The sequence below is a fragment of the Oceaniferula marina genome (assembly GCF_013391475.1).
Lineage (GTDB): Bacteria > Verrucomicrobiota > Verrucomicrobiia > Verrucomicrobiales > Akkermansiaceae > Oceaniferula > Oceaniferula marina.
The window spans coordinates 525,043-542,172 of sequence record NZ_JACBAZ010000003.1 but is presented as its reverse complement, the minus strand read 5'-3'; the positions used below and the strand labels follow the sequence as shown (position 1 = coordinate 542,172).

General features: G+C 52.9%; 11 protein-coding genes. 6 read left to right on the top strand and 5 right to left on the bottom strand.

The features are described 5' to 3' along the window. Positions 1-35: 35 nt before the first annotated feature. From HW115_RS09990 to HW115_RS09975, 4 genes are all read right to left on the bottom strand, one after another. Positions 36-1,604 carry an ABC transporter permease gene (locus tag HW115_RS09990; protein ID WP_227021420.1) on the bottom strand — a complete coding sequence of 523 codons (1,569 nt, stop codon included), beginning with the start codon at positions 1,602-1,604 and terminating at the stop codon, positions 36-38. Between the two features lie 151 nt (positions 1,605-1,755). Continuing rightward, positions 1,756-4,131: a ComEC/Rec2 family competence protein gene (locus HW115_RS09985; RefSeq protein WP_178932480.1), complete on the bottom strand. Its 2,376-nt coding sequence runs from the start codon at positions 4,129-4,131 to the stop codon at positions 1,756-1,758. Between the two features lie 47 nt (positions 4,132-4,178). Continuing rightward, positions 4,179-4,787 carry a tetratricopeptide repeat protein gene (locus HW115_RS09980; RefSeq protein WP_178932479.1) on the bottom strand — a complete coding sequence of 203 codons (609 nt, stop codon included), beginning with the start codon at positions 4,785-4,787 and terminating at the stop codon, positions 4,179-4,181. A gap of 95 nt (positions 4,788-4,882) precedes the next feature. Then, complete coding sequence (locus tag HW115_RS09975; RefSeq protein ID WP_178932478.1) at positions 4,883-5,245, bottom strand: hypothetical protein; 363 nt, start codon at positions 5,243-5,245, stop codon at positions 4,883-4,885. Between the two features lie 128 nt (positions 5,246-5,373). Between HW115_RS09975 and ppk2 the strand changes: the two genes are divergently transcribed. After that, positions 5,374-6,219, top strand: coding sequence for a polyphosphate kinase 2 (gene ppk2 / locus HW115_RS09970; protein WP_227021404.1), 846 nt, complete (start codon positions 5,374-5,376; stop codon positions 6,217-6,219). 3 nt (positions 6,220-6,222) lie between these two features. Here the strand turns inward: ppk2 and HW115_RS09965 are convergent, their stop codons facing one another. Then, positions 6,223-7,662, bottom strand: a complete 1,440-nt coding sequence (locus HW115_RS09965; RefSeq protein ID WP_178932476.1) for an SGNH/GDSL hydrolase family protein — start codon at positions 7,660-7,662, stop codon at positions 6,223-6,225. Positions 7,663-7,928: 266 nt separating this feature from the next. On the opposite strand from HW115_RS09965, the gene HW115_RS09960 reads away from it, so the two are divergent. The 5 genes from HW115_RS09960 (at position 7,929) to HW115_RS09940 (ending at position 16,828) form a co-directional block, all read left to right on the top strand. Then, positions 7,929-10,889 carry a hypothetical protein gene (locus HW115_RS09960; protein WP_178932475.1) on the top strand — a complete coding sequence of 987 codons (2,961 nt, stop codon included), beginning with the start codon at positions 7,929-7,931 and terminating at the stop codon, positions 10,887-10,889. A 124-nt stretch (positions 10,890-11,013) separates the two neighbouring features. Further along, on the top strand, positions 11,014-13,083 hold the full coding sequence (locus HW115_RS09955) for a right-handed parallel beta-helix repeat-containing protein (RefSeq protein WP_227021403.1): 2,070 nt from the start codon (positions 11,014-11,016) through the stop codon (positions 13,081-13,083). 79 nt (positions 13,084-13,162) lie between these two features. Next, a complete protein-coding gene (locus tag HW115_RS09950; RefSeq protein WP_178932472.1) occupies positions 13,163-14,311 on the top strand; it encodes a XylR family transcriptional regulator in 1,149 nt (382 codons plus the stop codon). A 153-nt stretch (positions 14,312-14,464) separates the two neighbouring features. Further along, positions 14,465-15,262, top strand: coding sequence for a LamG-like jellyroll fold domain-containing protein (locus HW115_RS09945; RefSeq protein WP_178932471.1), 798 nt, complete (start codon positions 14,465-14,467; stop codon positions 15,260-15,262). Positions 15,263-15,424: 162 nt separating this feature from the next. After that, positions 15,425-16,828, top strand: coding sequence for a sulfatase family protein (locus HW115_RS09940; RefSeq protein ID WP_178932470.1), 1,404 nt, complete (start codon positions 15,425-15,427; stop codon positions 16,826-16,828). Positions 16,829-17,130: the final 302 nt, after the last annotated feature.

Here is a 17,130-nt window from a genome sequence, read left to right as displayed (position 1 = left end):
AAGAATAAGGATGGAAGAGTTACGGACTGGGAGTCTTACATATTTCGCAAGGATTTGGCGGCATCGCTTTTGGAGGCGACCATAGCGGGGACGAGGGTGGCCAGAGTGCAGAGGATGAAGGCGAAGAGGAAGACGGCGATGAATTCGTGTCGTTGTTTGATCACGGGTAGGCCGTCAAAGCCGTTGAAATCGGAGGGGAAGGGGTCGAATCCCCAGGAGGCAAAGAGGTCGAGGATGGATTGTAGGTTGTCGAGCACGAGATTGCCGAGTGTCAGGCCGATGATGCCTCCGAACAGGCCGATCAGGATCCCCTGGTAAAGGAAGACGCGAACGAGTTGGGCCGGGGTGGCTCCGAGGGCTTTCATGACGCCGATTTCCCGTTTTTTCTGGATGGTGACGGTGAACATCACGGCCATGATGGAGAAGGCGGAAACCAGCATGATAAAGGATAGTGAGACGGTGAGTAACTGGCGCTGGGTTTTGATCAAACCGAGTTGTTGCTGGTGGTCTTCCATCCAGGTGCGGGCCGACCAGAGGCCGTTCTTTGGCATGTTGGGTAGGATGCTTTCATCTAGAACCTTTTGGGCGTCGTAGGGTTCGTCTAGTCGCAGGGCGATTCCGCGGACACCATCACCGATGCCGAGAAGGTCCTGGCCGATCGGAAGCGGAACAAAGACATCGGGGCTGTAGGCATGGCGGGTTGCCTGATAGATACCGATGACTTCGAGGTCTTTGGGCAGGATGATGGTTTTCATCTGCTTGACGTTGGTGATGTCTTCCTGATCGAGGTCCACATCCTTGAGTTGATCGAGCAGTGCAATGGCTTTGGCCATGTGGCCTTTGGGAAAAAGGAAGTCGCCGCTGGTGTCGGGGTCCGGGGTGCTGCGGCTGGTGAATGTTTCCAAATGCCTCAAGGTGTTATCGAGGATTTGTTTTTCGGCATTGCGAATGTTGTAGTCGAGCAGTGGCTGGATTTGATTGTAGTAGAGGTGTTGTAGTTCCTCGATCGGGACGGCCTCCTGATCATCTTTTACGGATGTGATGCGGGTGATATCCGCCTTGATCTGGCTGAGGACCTCGGCGTGGGTGGTGGCGAAGGCCTCGGTGCCGATCCGGTCGAGGGCAGGTTTGATTTCCTGAAGGTTGCGGCTGGAGTGGATCTGGATGACATCACCGAGGGAGATGCCAAATTTTTCCGCGGTGAGGGAGGAGACCACGGCGGTTTCGCCCATTCCCATGTCGGCGTTGCCGTTGCCGGGTTTGATCAGCTCCTCGAGAGCGGCGACCTGAGAGAGGTTGGCGGCGTCGATGGCTTGCATGCTCGCTGGGGCGATGGCGCCGTGGCGGTCGAGCAGAACCGGATCATTGATGAGGGCGTAGGCGCTTTCCACACCGTCGAGTTGGGTCATCGACTGTTCGACGGCCCGCCATTCTTCTTCGGCGTTGTATTCGGGGAATTGTTCGGGATCGGGCCACGGGGCGATCCGTTGCAGCAGGATGTGCGGGGTGTAGCTGAGGACCCGTTCTTTGACCAGTTGTTCAAAGCCACCGAAGACGGAGAGGACGACGATCAGAACCATGACGCCGGTAGCCACCCCTGCCAGCGAGATCAGGGTGATGACAGAAACGTGGGTGCGCAGCGGGTTGAGGTAGCGCAGAGCGAGTAGCAGGCTGAAATTTTTTCGGACGATGGCGTGAGGGTGGTTGTTCTTCGCGCTGAAAATTGAGGTCTGGCGGTGGTTTTGTCCAATGAATTCACCGCGTGAGTATGAGAGTTGGACGATCGGGTAATGTCGGGCTCAGTTTTAGCTGATCCTTTTCCATGGTCAGGGTGACGGCTCCTGATTGTTGTTGGTCGATGAGGTGGATCCCGCGTTGGCGGATTGAGGCAGCCCATGTGTTGGGGATGCGTTCGGCTTCTGGGAAGGGTGCATGGCTGGAAATGATCGCTTGGGGTGAGACGGCATCAATGAAGTGGAGCTGGCCGGTGTAATCGTTGGCATTGCGGCCCATGACGAGAACGTCGGCTTGCAGATTAAGCCCGGATTGGAGTAGTCGGTTTTCTGTGATCCATCCGGCGTCGGAGGTAAAAAGAATCGTCCACCCCCGCCAGTGGAGACGAGTGACGAGTCCGGTGTCATCGGCTCGACCACGTCCCTTGAGGTTGGCGGGTGCGTGAAGGATTTCCAGGAAAGTCCCCAGTGGCTTGGATGGCTCGGATGAAAGAAGGAAGCATTGTCCGGGTTGGGGCGTGATCGTTCGGCAGCCGTATTGGTCGACTGAGCGGATGAATTGGCGGTAGCTCGGGCTTCGTTGATCGGGGCGGGGAATGATGGCTTGTTTGGGTTGGTAGAGCGAGAGGCACTGGTACATGGCTCCGCAGTGGCTGGAATCGGCATGACTGATGATCAGGGAGTCGGGTCTGGCTCGAAGGTGGGTCAAGGTAGGTTGAACGTGGAAGCGGAAATTCCGTGGGCTGCCGCTGTCGTAGAGGATGCCGCCACCGAAGTCGAGGAACTGGGCCCCGCCTCCTTTGGGAAGGTCGAAGATGATCACCTGTCCATGTTCGGGTCTTTTGCGTGTCTTGTGGAAGTGGCTTCCGGGGACAGTGGCAAAACCTGCGGCGGTGTTTCGGGTGACCCGGGCAAGCAGGGCGTTGAGTTGGTTGATTTTTTCTCCACCTTTGGAAGAGAGGGAGCCGAGGCTGATCGATGCCATGGCCAGGGCGAGCACGCCGAAAATCATAAGCATCAGGGGGATGCTGGCAAGGATGGAGATGGGTGTGATGATGCCGAAGTGAATCCAGATCAGGGGGCTGGATCCCATCCAGGCAGCACAGGAAACCGAGAGAGACCCTTGCAAGTGTTCACGAATTACGAGGCGGCGTTCTTGCCAGTGGCTCAGCAGCAGGCGGGGCATGAAGGGATCAAGCTGCCCGATGCGGTGAAGGCGTTGGGTCCAAAAGCGGGTGAACAGGGCGATGGCGAGCAGCACGCCGTAGGAGAGTTGAAAGCCGGGGGTGAAAAGCTGGTGGCCGTCCCACAGAAGGACAAGCACGGCGCTGGCAGCCAGGCTGTTGATCAGCACTGGGTGGCGTTTGACCAAAAATCCTGAGAGAAAAACGCTGGCCATGATCACAGCTCGAACAGCGGGAGGCCTGCCACCGGTGATACCGGCATAGAGGGCCATGCCAAGGATAGTGAGGGTGATGATCATCCAGCGGGGTGCACGGAGCAGTGACAGGACAAAACCTATCAGCAGACCCACCATCCCGACGTGAAGGCCGCTGACGGCAAACACATGCAGGGTGCCGCTGTTGCGAAAATCATCGATCATGGTCGAAGGCTGGGGTGGCCGTTCTCCGAGCACGACGGCACGGATGAGTTGGGCGTCTTCGGATTCAGGTTCGAGGCCACGGGTCATATTTTTGCGCAGGGTGTTGCGCCATTTGGCCATGGTTCTGAGGGGGATCCGCAGGGTGTTGATCCCGACCGCCTGGACAGGGTGGTCTGCGACGAGTTGAAGGTTGGCTCCTTGACGGTGGCGCCAACGCGCAAGATCGAACCCGTGTGGATTGCGTGGAGGAGGGATTGGGCTGAGTGATCCTTGGACGTGGACCAGGTCGCCGATCTGGAGTGGTGATGTCTGATCCTTGCTTGTAATCAAGACAATGCGTAACCCTGCCGGTAATACGCTCGATGTTTTAACTCCTGATTGGTCGGAGGTGATGACCTTGGCGAGGTAGGGGCCTTTTTCGGATCGACCGGTATCGAGGATGACGGCATGGATGGTTACGCTGCGATCGGGCGTTGCTGTTACGTATTGTCGTCCTTCCTGTTGTCGCTCGATGGTTAAACCGTGGCTGAGGTGGCCAAAAATGATACCGAGTGATAGCAGGGTGACGGCAGGCTTGCGGACGATCAGGGCGAGCGCAGCAAGCGCCGTGGTTTCAATGAGCCAGAACCAGGAGTCAAGAAGCGGAGGGGTTAGGCCGAAGCTTGATTCGAAGTGTAGCCCGCAGTGGTCGGCGATCAGAACACCAAGGAGGGTGCCAAGGATGAGCGGCCACAGCGGAAATTTTGTTAGAAATTGAGCCGGAGTTCTTTTGGGAGAAGAATTTGGAGACGGCACAAGCAGTGGGGGTGGGGGCTGCCGGTTGATGCTTGTGCGGTGGCGTGTTAGGCCTGAGCCTCGTTGGCGCGCATAATTTCGTTGAGCTTATGCGTGGCGTTGGCTGAGTGGCGGGTTTCCGGGAACAGCTCGATCATCTGATTGAGGATGGTGATACAGGCTTCCTGATCGTTTTTGTCCTCGAGATAGATTTCCGAGAGGCGTCCCATGAAGTAAGCGGCGTCATTGACTGGCCATTCGTGGCTTTCGAGGGCTTCGCGAAGCGTTTCGATGGATGCATCGGGGTCTTCCAAGTTGTCATGTTGGATCTTTGCGATTTCGACCCATGGTAAGCGATTATAGGGGTCGTCACTGGTGACGCTGCGGTAGACTTCCATCGCTTCTTCGTAGTCGCCGCGAGCGTAGGCGGCCCGAGCGTCATGCAGTGGGTCTTTTTCGACGATTTCACCGGAGTCGAGCACTGCGGTGGTGGCACGGTCGGTAAGGGCAGGCAGGATGTAAGTGACAAACATCACGCCGAGATAGACAGCGGCCAACATCAAGGCGGGAAGTTGGCCCATGGCTTTGACGTCATCATCCCCTTCACCGAGAAAAGCTGAGGAGACAATAGCGGCAACAGCGAGAAAGACGATAACGTGGAGAATCTTCTTGGTCATGACGATAGAAGATCTATCACATTGTCCTTATGATGAAAAGAACGAAAGTGGTGAGCGGGGCAGCATGATTTCATGCCCGTGATGCGCGGATCTGCTTACATCCGTCGGGCTTTGCGGCCTTCGTCGATCAGGTTCCAGAAATGTTTCGATTTCGAGAGTTCTTCGTCTTCGGCGAGTGGCATTTGCGAGCGGAACAGGAAGTCGGAAAAGGAATTTTTGTGGAGTACCCGGTGGACGACCACGGAATTGTCAGCGACTTCAAAATAGATTCGGCAATCATCGGTGCGGAAGCGGTAGAGGGTTTTTCCGTCGCGCATGATTTTACCAAACCTGTCTCCATCGAGGTCGGTTAAATCGGCCTCGGTGACTTTAAAGGCATCGAGTAATTCGAGTTGGTCGAGCGTGTCCATCCGAGAGATCTCGGAGGCGCTGATTTCGTTGAAGACAATTTGTAGCACGGGATAAGTGAACCATGGATGGTGGTGGAAAGCAAGTGTTGAGCATGTATGGGGTCGATTTGACGAAGTTCTTGCAAGGTCGTGAGATGGGGGCTAGGTTGGCCGATAGGATTTTGAATGATCTGAGAATGAATCTGGAGAATGAACTGATGAGCAAGCAAACGAAAAAGGACAAAGGGCCGGTTAACAAAAAGGGAAAGTTGAGGAACCGGTATTATGAGGCGGAGCTGGAGCGTCTGCAGACGGAGCTCGTGCATTTGCAGGATTGGGTGAAGCACAAGGGCTTACGGGTGGTCATCGTGTTTGAGGGGAGGGATGCCGCAGGAAAGGGAGGCATCATCAAGCGGATCCGGGAGCGCGTCAGTCCGCGCGTGTTTCGGGTCGAGGCCTTACCTGCTCCGAATGACCGGGAGGAGGGTGAGATGTACTTGCAGCGTTATATCAGCAAGTTGCCGACGGCTGGAGAAATTGTTTTGTTTGACCGGAGTTGGTATAACCGTCTGGGGGTGGAGAAGGTCATGGGGTTTTGTTCGGATGATGAATATGAACAGTTTAAGAAGAACTGTGCCGGCTTTGAGCGTTGGCTGGTTGAGGGTGGCACGATTTTGGTGAAGTACTGGCTGACGGTGAGTAATGAGAACCAGGAGGCCCGTTTTAAACAACGCATCAGGGATAAAAAGCGGCAGTGGAAACTCAGTCCGATGGATCTGACCGCTCGGAGCAAGTGGTTTGATTATTCCCGGGCCCGGGATGCGATGTTAGAAGTGACGGACACCAAATGGGCGCCGTGGCACATTGTGGACTCGAATGATAAAAAGCGGGCCCGACTGAATTGTATGGCTCACTTGTTGGATACCATTCCATACGAGGTATTGCCTGATCCCCAGGTGGATTTACCGGAGCGGGATGAGTCGGATGCCTATGATGATGTTGCTGCGTTGGCCGGAAAGAAGTGGATACCGGAGCGTTACTGACAGCTATGGGGTGATGATGGTTTCAAGTCGGAGGTATGCCTTGCCTGTAAGGATCGGGTGGCTGGCTCGGGTGATCCCGTCGCTTCCTGTGGATGGGCTTAATGGAGTGAAGTGGATGAGGTCGGATGACGTTTTCGGTGTCAAGGTGTAGTGGGATGATGAGGGCAGGCGTACGGGGTAGGCGAGTTGCCAGCTTGGGGTTTCGGTAGATCCAGCTATCGACTGAGTATAAAATTCCGAGTCTTTGAAGGTTGGGTTCAGGCCGAGGGCGAATTCGGTGCCGGCATTGAGGCCGTCGTGATCGGAGTCATCACTGGCCGGGTGCCCGTTTAAGCCAAAACCGTTCATCCAGGCATCAAAAGGCATATCGATATCGGCTGCTGAATGGTTGAGCAGCCCGACGAGCATTTCGGTCGCGGTCAGTGGGGGAATGCCGGATTGGTAATGCCGGTTGAATGCGTGGATGATTTGATTGGCGATCAGGGTGTGGGCATTGGTGTTGGGGTGAAAATTGGCACTGAGCGGGCCGTTGAGCCAGACGTGGGAAAGTTCGCCGGTGGTGCTTCCCGAATTAGAGAAGGTGATTCCGTGAATGCAGAGCTTGTCGTTTGTTAAGAGAGGCAGGGTGATGCTGAAGATATCGGCATAAGCGATGTCTTTGAGTTGGCAGAGTTGTTCCAGTTGTTGGTTCAGATTGATCAGAACCTGGGTGACATGCTCGGTTTTGATGGGATCGCTTGGATAGCTTGCCTGAACATCGGGGGTGATACCGACGTGGGGGACATTGACGACTACGATCGGCAGGTCCGGGTTGATGGTTTGGATCCAATCGATGATGGCGGTTGCATCATCGATATAATCCTGGACAAAGGTACCGGGAGCATTGTTGAGGTAGATGTCTCCATAAACTTGGTTGATATCATTCCCACCAATGAAGAGGACCAGACGCTCAGCCGAGTTTTCCACTTGTTCGGCCAGATCGATGACGTCGAAATCCGCATCTTTGTAGTTGGATAAGTCGAGAGCGGTAAGTAAGTCGGCAAATTCCGGAGATTCGGCAAGGATATCGCGGAGGCTGACTTCCTGGTTGAGGTAGCGCCGCAATTGGTCGATTTTCATCCCGGGGACCGCCCAGTTGTATTCCCTTCTAAAAAACAGATTGGTCGAACTGAACAGAAGGTTGAGAGTGATGTCGTCTCGCTCGCCTTGATCAAAGTAGGCGTTGCGGTAGTCGGGGGAGTGGAGAATTTCCACCCAGTTTTGGACGCTGGAGTCGAAATTATCTCCGTAGGTTCCTAGAAAGGGAACGGAGATACGAAAACCGAATTCGGCTTCATAGGCGAAGGTGAGTGAGTCGCCAAGTGTGAGCACTTGCTCTGCTGCACTGCTCTTTGGCGAAAGCGTTGCCAGCAGCATGGTGCAGCCCAAGAGGAGTTTTTTCATTCTGAACCCATAAGGTGGATTGATGGCCAAGTCAAATGGGCTGTGTTTTGAGAGTATGGTGGGTTGCGTCTTGGTATTTTCAGGGATGAGACATGTTGAGGTATGTCATAAGGCTTCATTTTTTTGTGCGACCAGAGGTGCGTAGAATCGCAAGTCTCTGTCGCTTTTTCATAATGAACACCAGGCTAAAACTTGTATGGTAGCGCGTATGATGGTTACCGCATTATTCGTTTAATGCGAATTCATGTGCGTGTAACAAAATGGTAATGAAAACGATAAACAAAACAGCCTTACTGCTCTACGCGGTTTTAGGGGCGGGGCAATTGATGTTTGCGGCGGAGGACAAGGCGGTGGACCCCACGGTATTGCCTTTATTCGATGAACAGAAGGTGGCACTCAAATCTGACTGGTTGATTGATAACCGTCATGCCAAGGCTGGCTTATACCAGTCCCGGAGTGGCGGTCTGGTTCTCTCCAATGGCCTGATCAGCCGGAGTTTTCAGATTGAGCCCAATACGGCCTGCATCAGTTTTAAGAACCTTTGGAGCGGTGAGGAGTTCCTCCGCAGCACCGAACCGGAGGCCCGCATCACCATCAACGGCCTGACGATGAACGTCGGCGGCCTGGAGCCAGCCAGTCAAAAAGGCTTCATTCTCGAAAAAGACCTGCCGAAGATGAAAGCTCTCAAAGGGGCATGCAAACTGGAGTCCGTTCATCAGGGCCCCATCCAGGCACACATTGCTTGGAAGGCTAATCCGCAATGGATGGCGGAGCATAAGGATTGGCCTCCAAAAGGACGTGAAATTCGCTTCCAATACCACATCGATGACGAGGTGCTACAAGAGGTTCTAACATTCAGCCAGGATTTATCCATTGGCGCTGAGATTTTGGATGCTTGTGAATTTACCGGTGCTGTGCTGGAAACTCGATGGAAAGCCGTTATGAGCCCTTCACTTTCGGATAGCACCTTTACCAACGAAGGCTATGCCGGAGAGTACACAGGATATGAGAACGAGTCAGTCTTTCTCGAGCGCGCCTTGCCGGAAGGGGTAAAGCTTGTCGAATGCCGCATCGACCCGGGCACAGATCAATCCGGCAAGGCCGTCAACCGACATAACCCGGGGAATGGCCTAGGCCCCGGAATTGCTCTCATTTGGCAGAAAACCGGCAAAAAAGAAGAGGCCGCAAAGATTTACAGTCACCCTTCCAAAGGGGTGTTATATGCAGGCTGCAAAGGAAAATACAAAAAGATCGCTGACATTGATCCAAGCACCCCTGTTGTTCTGCGCGCTTATCTTGATGGCGGGCAGCTTGTTTGTTTCTACAGCCAGAATGACAAAAATTGGAAAAAGGTAGGAGCCCGAATCAAGTTGCCTGTCGGGGCTCCCGATTTGGTTCGAGTTGGCAAAACCGGAATGCATGGAGGTGTGGTCAAGGCGGACAAGCCAGGCAAAAAAATGATCAGCAAAATTCAAAGCTTCCGGGTATACGGAGCACGCAAAAAAACCGACGAAACTTTGGCTCAATTGGGGTATCTCAAGGAACTGAAAATCAATGTGCACTATAACCTCTACGATGGCTTGCCCGTAATGAGCAAATGGATCAGCGTGCAAAACCACGGTGAAACACCCTGTGTGTTAAACAGCTATGTTAGTGAGTTGCTGGCGATCAACAACGAAAACATCACAACAGCGGGAGGCCAGGGCTGGGAGCCCGCCAAGCGGTTCTACATCGAATCGGGCCTGTTCCGCCACGGCTCGGCAGAATCTGCGTCTCCTGGCCCTCAGGCGGAGGGCAGTTATGCGGTGCACTGGATGAGGGACCCAAGCTTTCGAAGCCAGCCGGCGGTTACCTCCAAAGCGCTGGTGAGGGTGGAGTGCTCACCTCCCATAGGACCGGAGGAAACATTGGACCCGGACGAGGTTTTTGTTTCCCACCGGATCTGGGAGCTTCCCTTTGACAGCCACGATCAGGAGCGCCAGCAACTGGCAAAGTCCCAGATGTATCGGAATCTAGCCCCTTGGACCACGGAATGCCCGCTGGAATACGATATCACCAGCTCCAAGGAGGAACACGTCAAGAAAGGCATCGATCAATGTGCGGATGTGGGCTACGAGCTGATGTTGATGTCGTTTGGAAGTGGTTTCAATTGCGAGGATGTCAGTCCGGCTAATATTGCCAAATACAAGCGCTTGGAAGCTTATGCCAAGCAGAAAGGTATCACGATCGGCGGATACAACCTGCTGGCCTCCCGAGGAGCAGGGAAGGATTCCTGCATTGACCCCGCGACAGGCAAGACCAGTGGCCCACATTGCCGTTTCGGCCGTTGCCCGTGTTTGGCGAGCAACTGGGGGATGAATTATTTAAAGAACATCAAGACATTCTATCAGAAAACCGGAATGGGCTTATTCACTCATGATGGTTCCTACCCTACCGACCCCTGCGGTGCTGATTACCACCCTGGCCACAAAGGCTACAAGGATTCCGTCTGGCAGCAACGCAAACGTATTCTGGATTTTTACAGCTGGATGAACGGTCAGGGGATTTTCTTAAGAATTCCTGATTGGTATGTGATGTATGGCGCGTCCAAAGTGCAGCACAATTACCGGGAAGCCTCCTGGTCGGCACCACGTGAAATGCAGCACCTGCTGACGCGGAGGACGATCTATGACAGCTCCTTGCACAGTCGCAATAATATCATGGGTTGGACCTTTGTCCCGCTGAGCAATTACAAGGGAGGTGGAAAAGCGGCTGCCATGATACCGTTGAAACAGAATCTTGCGGACTACGAACACCGCTTGGCTTGCACCTTGGGTTACGGAGTCACCAGCATGATGCGGGGCCCCCAGTTGTATGATTCCCCTGAAACGCTGGCGATGCTCAAAAAAATGGTCGCGTTTTTCAAAAGACACCGTGCGATCCTCACCTCTGATATTCTCCATCTGAAACGTCCCGACGGACGGAGTCTGGACTACATCCTGCATGTGAACCCGAAGCTCGAAGAGAAGGGCTTGATGATGGTTTATAATCCGCTGGAACGCGATGTGGAACAGGAAATCCGGGTTCCGCTTTATTACACAGGAATCCGAGGCGAGGCGATGATTCAGGAACAAGAATCTGCTGAGAAGCAGCAGCACAGCCTGAATGATCGCAACGAAGTTACCGTCAAGGTCAAGGTGAAGGCCAAGGGTTACACCTGGTATGTTTTCAAGGATGCCAACGATTGACAAATGAACCTTGAGCTTAGCTGGAAAACGGCGGACCCGTTTTTCATGGTGAAAAGGCAACCCGTTTGTAAGAATGATCATTCCAGGGCGTTTGTATTCTCGCCTCTTTAGAAAAATGCATCCTATGAAATCGATTGTTATACCAAGTAGCAAAACAGACGGGACGATTGCCGAGATAAATTTCTGTTTTGGCAAGGCGCGACGATGGAATGGTGCGGGCACCATGACTGAGGAGAAACGCAGCCAGAACAGAAATTTATCCGGAACTCTGGTAGACCACGAAGTGCATTTCCTCACAGCTTTAAAACTTTCAATCGTCTCATCTGTTTTGCGGAGTGGTATTACCCATTGGGCCGCAGGCATGGCCGTGATGGCGGCCATGCCATGTTTGAGTGCCAAAGAGTATCATGTGTCACCCCGTGGAAATGACACCTCTGCCGGAACGTTTGCGGCGCCTCTTCGTCACATAGCCAAAGCTGCGGAGCTTGCCATGCCGGGTGATGTGATCACCGTTCATGAGGGAGTGTATCGTGAGAGGATCGATCCCCCTCGCGGTGGGACTTCAGATGAGCATCGGATTGTCTATCGGGCGGCAGAAGGTGAAACGGTGGTGATCAAGGGCTCGGAAGTGGTCAAAGGTTGGACGCGTGTTCAGGGGGATATCTGGAAGGTCGAGATCCCCAATGTTATGTTTGGGGATTTCAACCCGTTTCAGGATTTGATCCGGGGGGATTGGTTCAAACCGAATAAGCGTAAACATCACACCGCGGCGGTGTATCTTAATGGTCACTGGTTAACCGAGGCGGCAAAAAAGCAGGATGTCTTTGCTCCGACTGACAATAAGCCGCTATGGTTTTCCGAGCCTGCTGCTGGTGATGCGACCACTGTCTGGGCGCAGTTCATGGGAGTTGATCCCAATACCCAACTGGTGGAAGTGAATGCCCGGCAATCCGTTTTTTATCCGAGCAAGACCGGAGTGAACTACATCACATTGCGTGGCTTTATTTTGGAACAAGCTGCGACCCCCTGGGCACCGCCAACTGCGGAACAAATCGGTCTGGTGGGAACCCATTGGAGCAAAGGCTGGGTGATCGAAAACAATACGGTTCGTTACTCCACCTGTACGGGAATCACTTTGGGAAAACATGGTGACAAGTGGGACAATACTTCGGCCAACAGTGCCGGGGGATATGTAAAAACAATCGAGCGCGCCTACAAGCATGGCTGGAATGGCCAAAACATCGGTCACCATATCGTGAGGGGAAACCATATTTCGCATTGCGAGCAAGCGGGCATTGTAGGGAGTCTCGGGGCGGTTTTTTCAAAAATCATCGGGAATGAGATTCATGATATCCACGTGCGCAGGTTGTTTAGCGGTCACGAGATGGCGGGGATGAAGTTTCACGGTGCCTTGGATTCTCTGATTGAAGGAAATCATGTGTACCGTTGCAGCCGTGGCATTTGGTTGGATTGGATGACCCAGGGAACACGGGTGACGAAGAACCTATTGCATGACAACAAGCCTCGAGAGGATATTTTCCTCGAGGTGAACCATGGTCCGGTCATGCTCGATCACAATGTGCTGCTATCGGAAAAAGCGATGTTGGTCAATTCACAGGGAGGGGCCTATGCGCACAATTTGTTTGCGGGCAACATTCAAGTGAAAGTCGGTGATGCTGAAGGTCGACGAACTCCGTGGCTTAAGGAGCACTCCACCGAAATGGGAGGTTTGGACCCGAATCGCAGCGGCGATGAGCGCTACTATAACAATGTGTTCATCGGAAAATCTGTCAGCCTTGCCGGTTACGATAAGGCCAGAATGGATGTCTTCATGGCAGGGAATGTGTTTTTGCAAGGCGCAACACCTTCGAGACATAGCAAGGATTCGACGTTGAGTAAGGAGCACAGGGTCGGGTTGAAGCTAGAGCAAAAGGACGGGGCATATCACTTGAATCTGGTCATGCCGGATCTTGATGGCGGAGTGAATCGTTTTCCCTGGGTGACCAGTAAACTACTCGGCAAAGTCAAGGTCCCGCGACAAGCCTACCTACAACCTGACGGCTCCCAATACCACTTAAAGTCAGATTACCATGGAAGTGCTCGCAACGGTATGTTTCCCGTTCCCGGACCATTTGAAATACCGGAGGGCAAAGAAAAAAAGCTCAAGGTGTGGTCGCTTCATGATATCAAATGAATAGCTTAATAAGCGTTCATGCCAAGGGGTGGGGGCTAAATTTCTTGCCTGACAAGGGGGTTCCAACAAAACTCTTTTTATGAAAAACATCGCGGTCATTATTGAAAGCTCGACCCAGTTTGGGAGAAACCTGCTCTCAGGGATTGCCAAGTATGGCCAGATGCATGATTGGAATCTTCATTTTGAGGAACGGGGTTTAAAGACGACGGAGCCAGGATGGTTGGAGCATTGGAAAGGGGACGGAATCATTGTCCGCTCACTGGATCAAACGATTTCACGTGCCAAAAGCCGGGAAGGTATTCCCGTGTTGAACCTGTGTGCTGAAGGAGAGCAGGCTTTTGTGGCAGGGATGCTTATCAATAGTGATCATTTGGCGGTAGGAGCCTTGGCCGCCGATTACTTTATAGGTAAGGGTTATGAGCGCTTTGCCTATATTGGCTATGAGAACCGCCACTATTCAACCTTTAGGCAGGAGGGATACATCAGCAAGCTAGAGCAAAGGGGGTATGAGTGCTGCAGTCTTGAAGTTCCGCCTATACCGGATGGAGATTACCAATCCAGATCCCGTCAAATCCGTCAGTTTTTGGATGATTTGGTGATGCCCTGCGCTGTGTTTTGTGCCTGTGATGCGGTCGCAGTCGGGGTGATTAACCTTTGCCATGAGTTGGGTAAGGCGGTTCCCGAACAACTGGCGGTTCTGGGGGTGGATGATGACAGCCTGCTGTGCTCGATGGTTTTTCCGAGTTTGTCGAGTATTGATCCCGATATTCCCCGGGTTGGCTGGTTGGCCGCCTCTTGGTTAGGGGCCATGATGGAGGGTAAAGACCCTCACGGCATGGGGATTCAACGTGTGGTAGCGCCCAGAGGCGTTACCGAGCGGCTCTCGAGTGGTGTTTGCGCTGTTTCCGACCCCATTGTTGCGAAGGCTCTTGAGCAAATCAGACTACGAGCTACCGAGGGCGCCAGAGTGAAGGATATCGCCAATCAGTGCCATGTATCCCAGCGATTGCTGGAGCGTAGTTTTGAGAAGGAAATGGGGGTGACGGTTAAACGTCTGTTGATCGAAACCCAGCTCGAGCGCATCAAAGGATGGCTCAAAGATACTGATTTTACCCTGGCGCATATCGCCGAGTTGGCGGGAATGAAATACCCGGAAAGGCTCAGCCACATGTTTAAGCGCGAAACCGGTATGACTCCAGGACAGTTCAGGGGGCAGCACAGAACATAGGTCTGCGCGTTTTCGCAGTTTTTGGCCGCTTTTTGATAATTCATAAAGCGTGACTCACCGTGGTGTGCGGCTGTTTATTATACGTCATATGTGGCCCATGGTTCATGGATGGGTACGAAATGCAGAAGGCAACAGGATAAGGTATCAAGAACGATGAAAAAATTAACAAAACAAATGACCGTTGCAGCTTTGGGTGGCTTTTTGAATGTTGTCCCGTCGCATGCCGCGATTACGACCATCATGCACCTTCCCATGGGGGAGGATGGATCGACCGGGGCAGGGAATATTGCATTGGATACCAGTGGCAATGGCTATTCGATGGATACCAAAGAAGGTGTTGGTAGTCTGACGATCAACACTACAACTCCAGCGGCCCCGGGTAGTAGCTCCTACACCACTTTCGCTGGCAACGCTGCCATGAGCACATCGCTATGGCGAAATGACGCAGCCACAGCTAATCTGCCGGCTGATAATTTTGCCATGGAGTTCTGGGTGCGCCATCACAGTCTTGCAGGCCACCAGCGTTATGTTCGCAGTGGAACGACAGGAGCCCTGACTTTTTCAAAGCTTAGCAATAGCCCAATCAATTTACAGCGCAACGGTGTGGCTTCCGACAGCATTCATGCCATGACCCCTACCGTGGGCCAGTGGTACAACATTGCGATCATTCGAAACAACGGAATCTCCAAATTATACGTCGATGGCAAGGAGGTCGTGGGTGACTCCTTTAATGGTGCCCCCGTCTGGACCGGTGATTATGCCATCGGTCAAAAATCGCATACTGAAAACCAACAGTATTTTGTTGGGGACATGGATGAATTGCGGATGTTCACCTTTGGGGTTGGTGATGATCCCGTAGCCGCACTGAGTATCCATGCTGTTCCTGAACCTTCCTCGGCAGCACTGCTCAGCTTGGGAGGGGTTTCCCTCATCCTGCGCCGTAGAAAATAATGCGGACTCTGGAACTGCTTTTCCCGGTTTGTGATTTCCTCAGCTGATTCTGTTCGTTTGAGCTGTGAGGTGTTTTTTGCAACAGTCTATGCCAGACGCCGTATTAAGAGAGGCTCTCAGGGAGAACTCGGAGCATCCGGCTAGATGAAACAACCCTTACCTATGAATAAAAGTTTATTGGCACTTGCCATATTAAGCGCTCTGGCCGGTTTGGCCATGGCGAAGAAGCCGAACATTCTGTTTATTTTTACGGATGACCAACGGGCGGACACGATTGGAGTTTTGGGAAATCCTGACATCAAGACACCCAACATCGACAAACTAGCCGAGCGATCCAAGGTTTTTAACAACGGTTATTGTTACGGCGCTCACACAGGGGCGGTCTGTATCGCATCGCGTAATCAGGTGATGACCGGGAAAGTCTGGCACCGCTGGGCTCCTAAAATGCGCTGTCCTTCAAGTGGAGATACCTTGCCCAAGGTGATGAAGACCGCTGGTTATGAAACGTTTTACCGTGAAAAAAGTGCGTGGGCAAACCATCCAGTGATTGGCAAGCAGTTCGACCATTACGGGGAAGTGCACAATGTGAATGCGCTGATGAGCGGCCGGGCCTGCCGCCCCTTTGTGGATGATGCACTGAAATTTCTTAAGCAGACTCGCAACAAGGACAAGCCGTTCTTCATCTACCTTGGTGTGTCCGGTCCACACGACCCCCGCTATGCCGAGAAACATTTCCGGGATATGTATGACCCGGCGAAGATCCCCCTGCCCAAAAACTTCAAGCCGATGCATCACTGGGATATCGGTTCGATGACCATTCGTGATGAAAGGTTGGAGGCCTGGCCAAGAGGAAAGGAAGCCACACGGGGCCACATCTTTGACTATTACGCGCTGATGACAGCAATGGACTACGATCTCGGGCGCTTGCTTGATTACCTGAAACAGAGCGGCTTGGAAAAAGAGACCATCATTATTTATTCTTCCGACCACGGTCTCGCGCTTGGCAGTCACGGCCTGTTTGGTAAACAGAATATCTATGAGGTCGGGATGAAAGTCCCCTTCATGGTTGCCGGCCCGGGGATTGATGCAGGCAAGACAGATGCGCTGGTCTACCTGCATGATGTCTTTCCCACAGTGGTGGATTTCGCAGGCGGTAAGATCGCCGATAAGATCGACGGCAAAAGCATCCGCCCGGTGCTGGAAGGTAAAAGCGCTAAAGTTCGGGATGTGGCAACGCTTGCCTACCAGGACAGCCAACGCTCGATCCGTGACGAGCGCTGGAAGCTGATGGTTTTCCCTCAGATCAACCGTCATCAGCTGTTTGACCTCAAAAACGACCCTGATGAAATGCATGATGTCTCAGCGGAAAACCCCGAGAGGGTGGCCCGTATGATGGACTTGCTTAAAGCTCAACAGCAACAGTACGGCGATGCCCAAGCGCTGCGTGTGGACAAGCCTCAACCCGCCGACTTTAAAACACCCAAGGTCAAACCCTACCCAAGGGCCAGAGCAGGCGGAGAGAGTAAAAAGCGGACACTGCCATATACCATTCCTCAAAACACATGAGACGATTGAAAATGGTTACGCTTTGAGGGAAATTACTTCGTGGTCATCGAGTCTTCCGGATGAATTTCTGTTTTCTTACTTGGTAATACCACTCCGCAAAACAGATGAGACGATTGAAAGTTTTAAAGCTGTGAGGAAATGCACTTCGTGGTCTACCAGAGTTCCGGATAAATTTCTGTTCTGGCTGCGTTTCTCCTCAGTCATGGTGCCCGCACCATTCCATCGTCGCGCCTTGCCAAAACAGAAATTTATCTCGGCAATCTTCCCGTCTGTTTTGCTACTTGGTAAGATACCATTCTCTC

Bases quoted from the DNA above. Each gene is read 5' to 3' on its own strand.
- HW115_RS09980 (WP_178932479.1), bottom strand. From the start codon at position 4,787: ATGACCAAGAAGATTCTCCACGTTATCGTCTTTCTCGCTGTTGCCGCT.
- ppk2 (WP_227021404.1), top strand. From the start codon at position 5,374: ATGAATCTGGAGAATGAACTGATGAGCAAGCAAACGAAAAAGGACAAA.
- HW115_RS09965 (WP_178932476.1), bottom strand. From the start codon at position 7,662: ATGAAAAAACTCCTCTTGGGCTGCACCATGCTGCTGGCAACGCTTTCG.
- HW115_RS09960 (WP_178932475.1), top strand. From the start codon at position 7,929: ATGAAAACGATAAACAAAACAGCCTTACTGCTCTACGCGGTTTTAGGG.
- HW115_RS09955 (WP_227021403.1), top strand. From the start codon at position 11,014: ATGAAATCGATTGTTATACCAAGTAGCAAAACAGACGGGACGATTGCC.
- HW115_RS09950 (WP_178932472.1), top strand. From the start codon at position 13,163: ATGAAAAACATCGCGGTCATTATTGAAAGCTCGACCCAGTTTGGGAGA.
- HW115_RS09945 (WP_178932471.1), top strand. From the start codon at position 14,465: ATGAAAAAATTAACAAAACAAATGACCGTTGCAGCTTTGGGTGGCTTT.
- HW115_RS09940 (WP_178932470.1), top strand. From the start codon at position 15,425: ATGAATAAAAGTTTATTGGCACTTGCCATATTAAGCGCTCTGGCCGGT.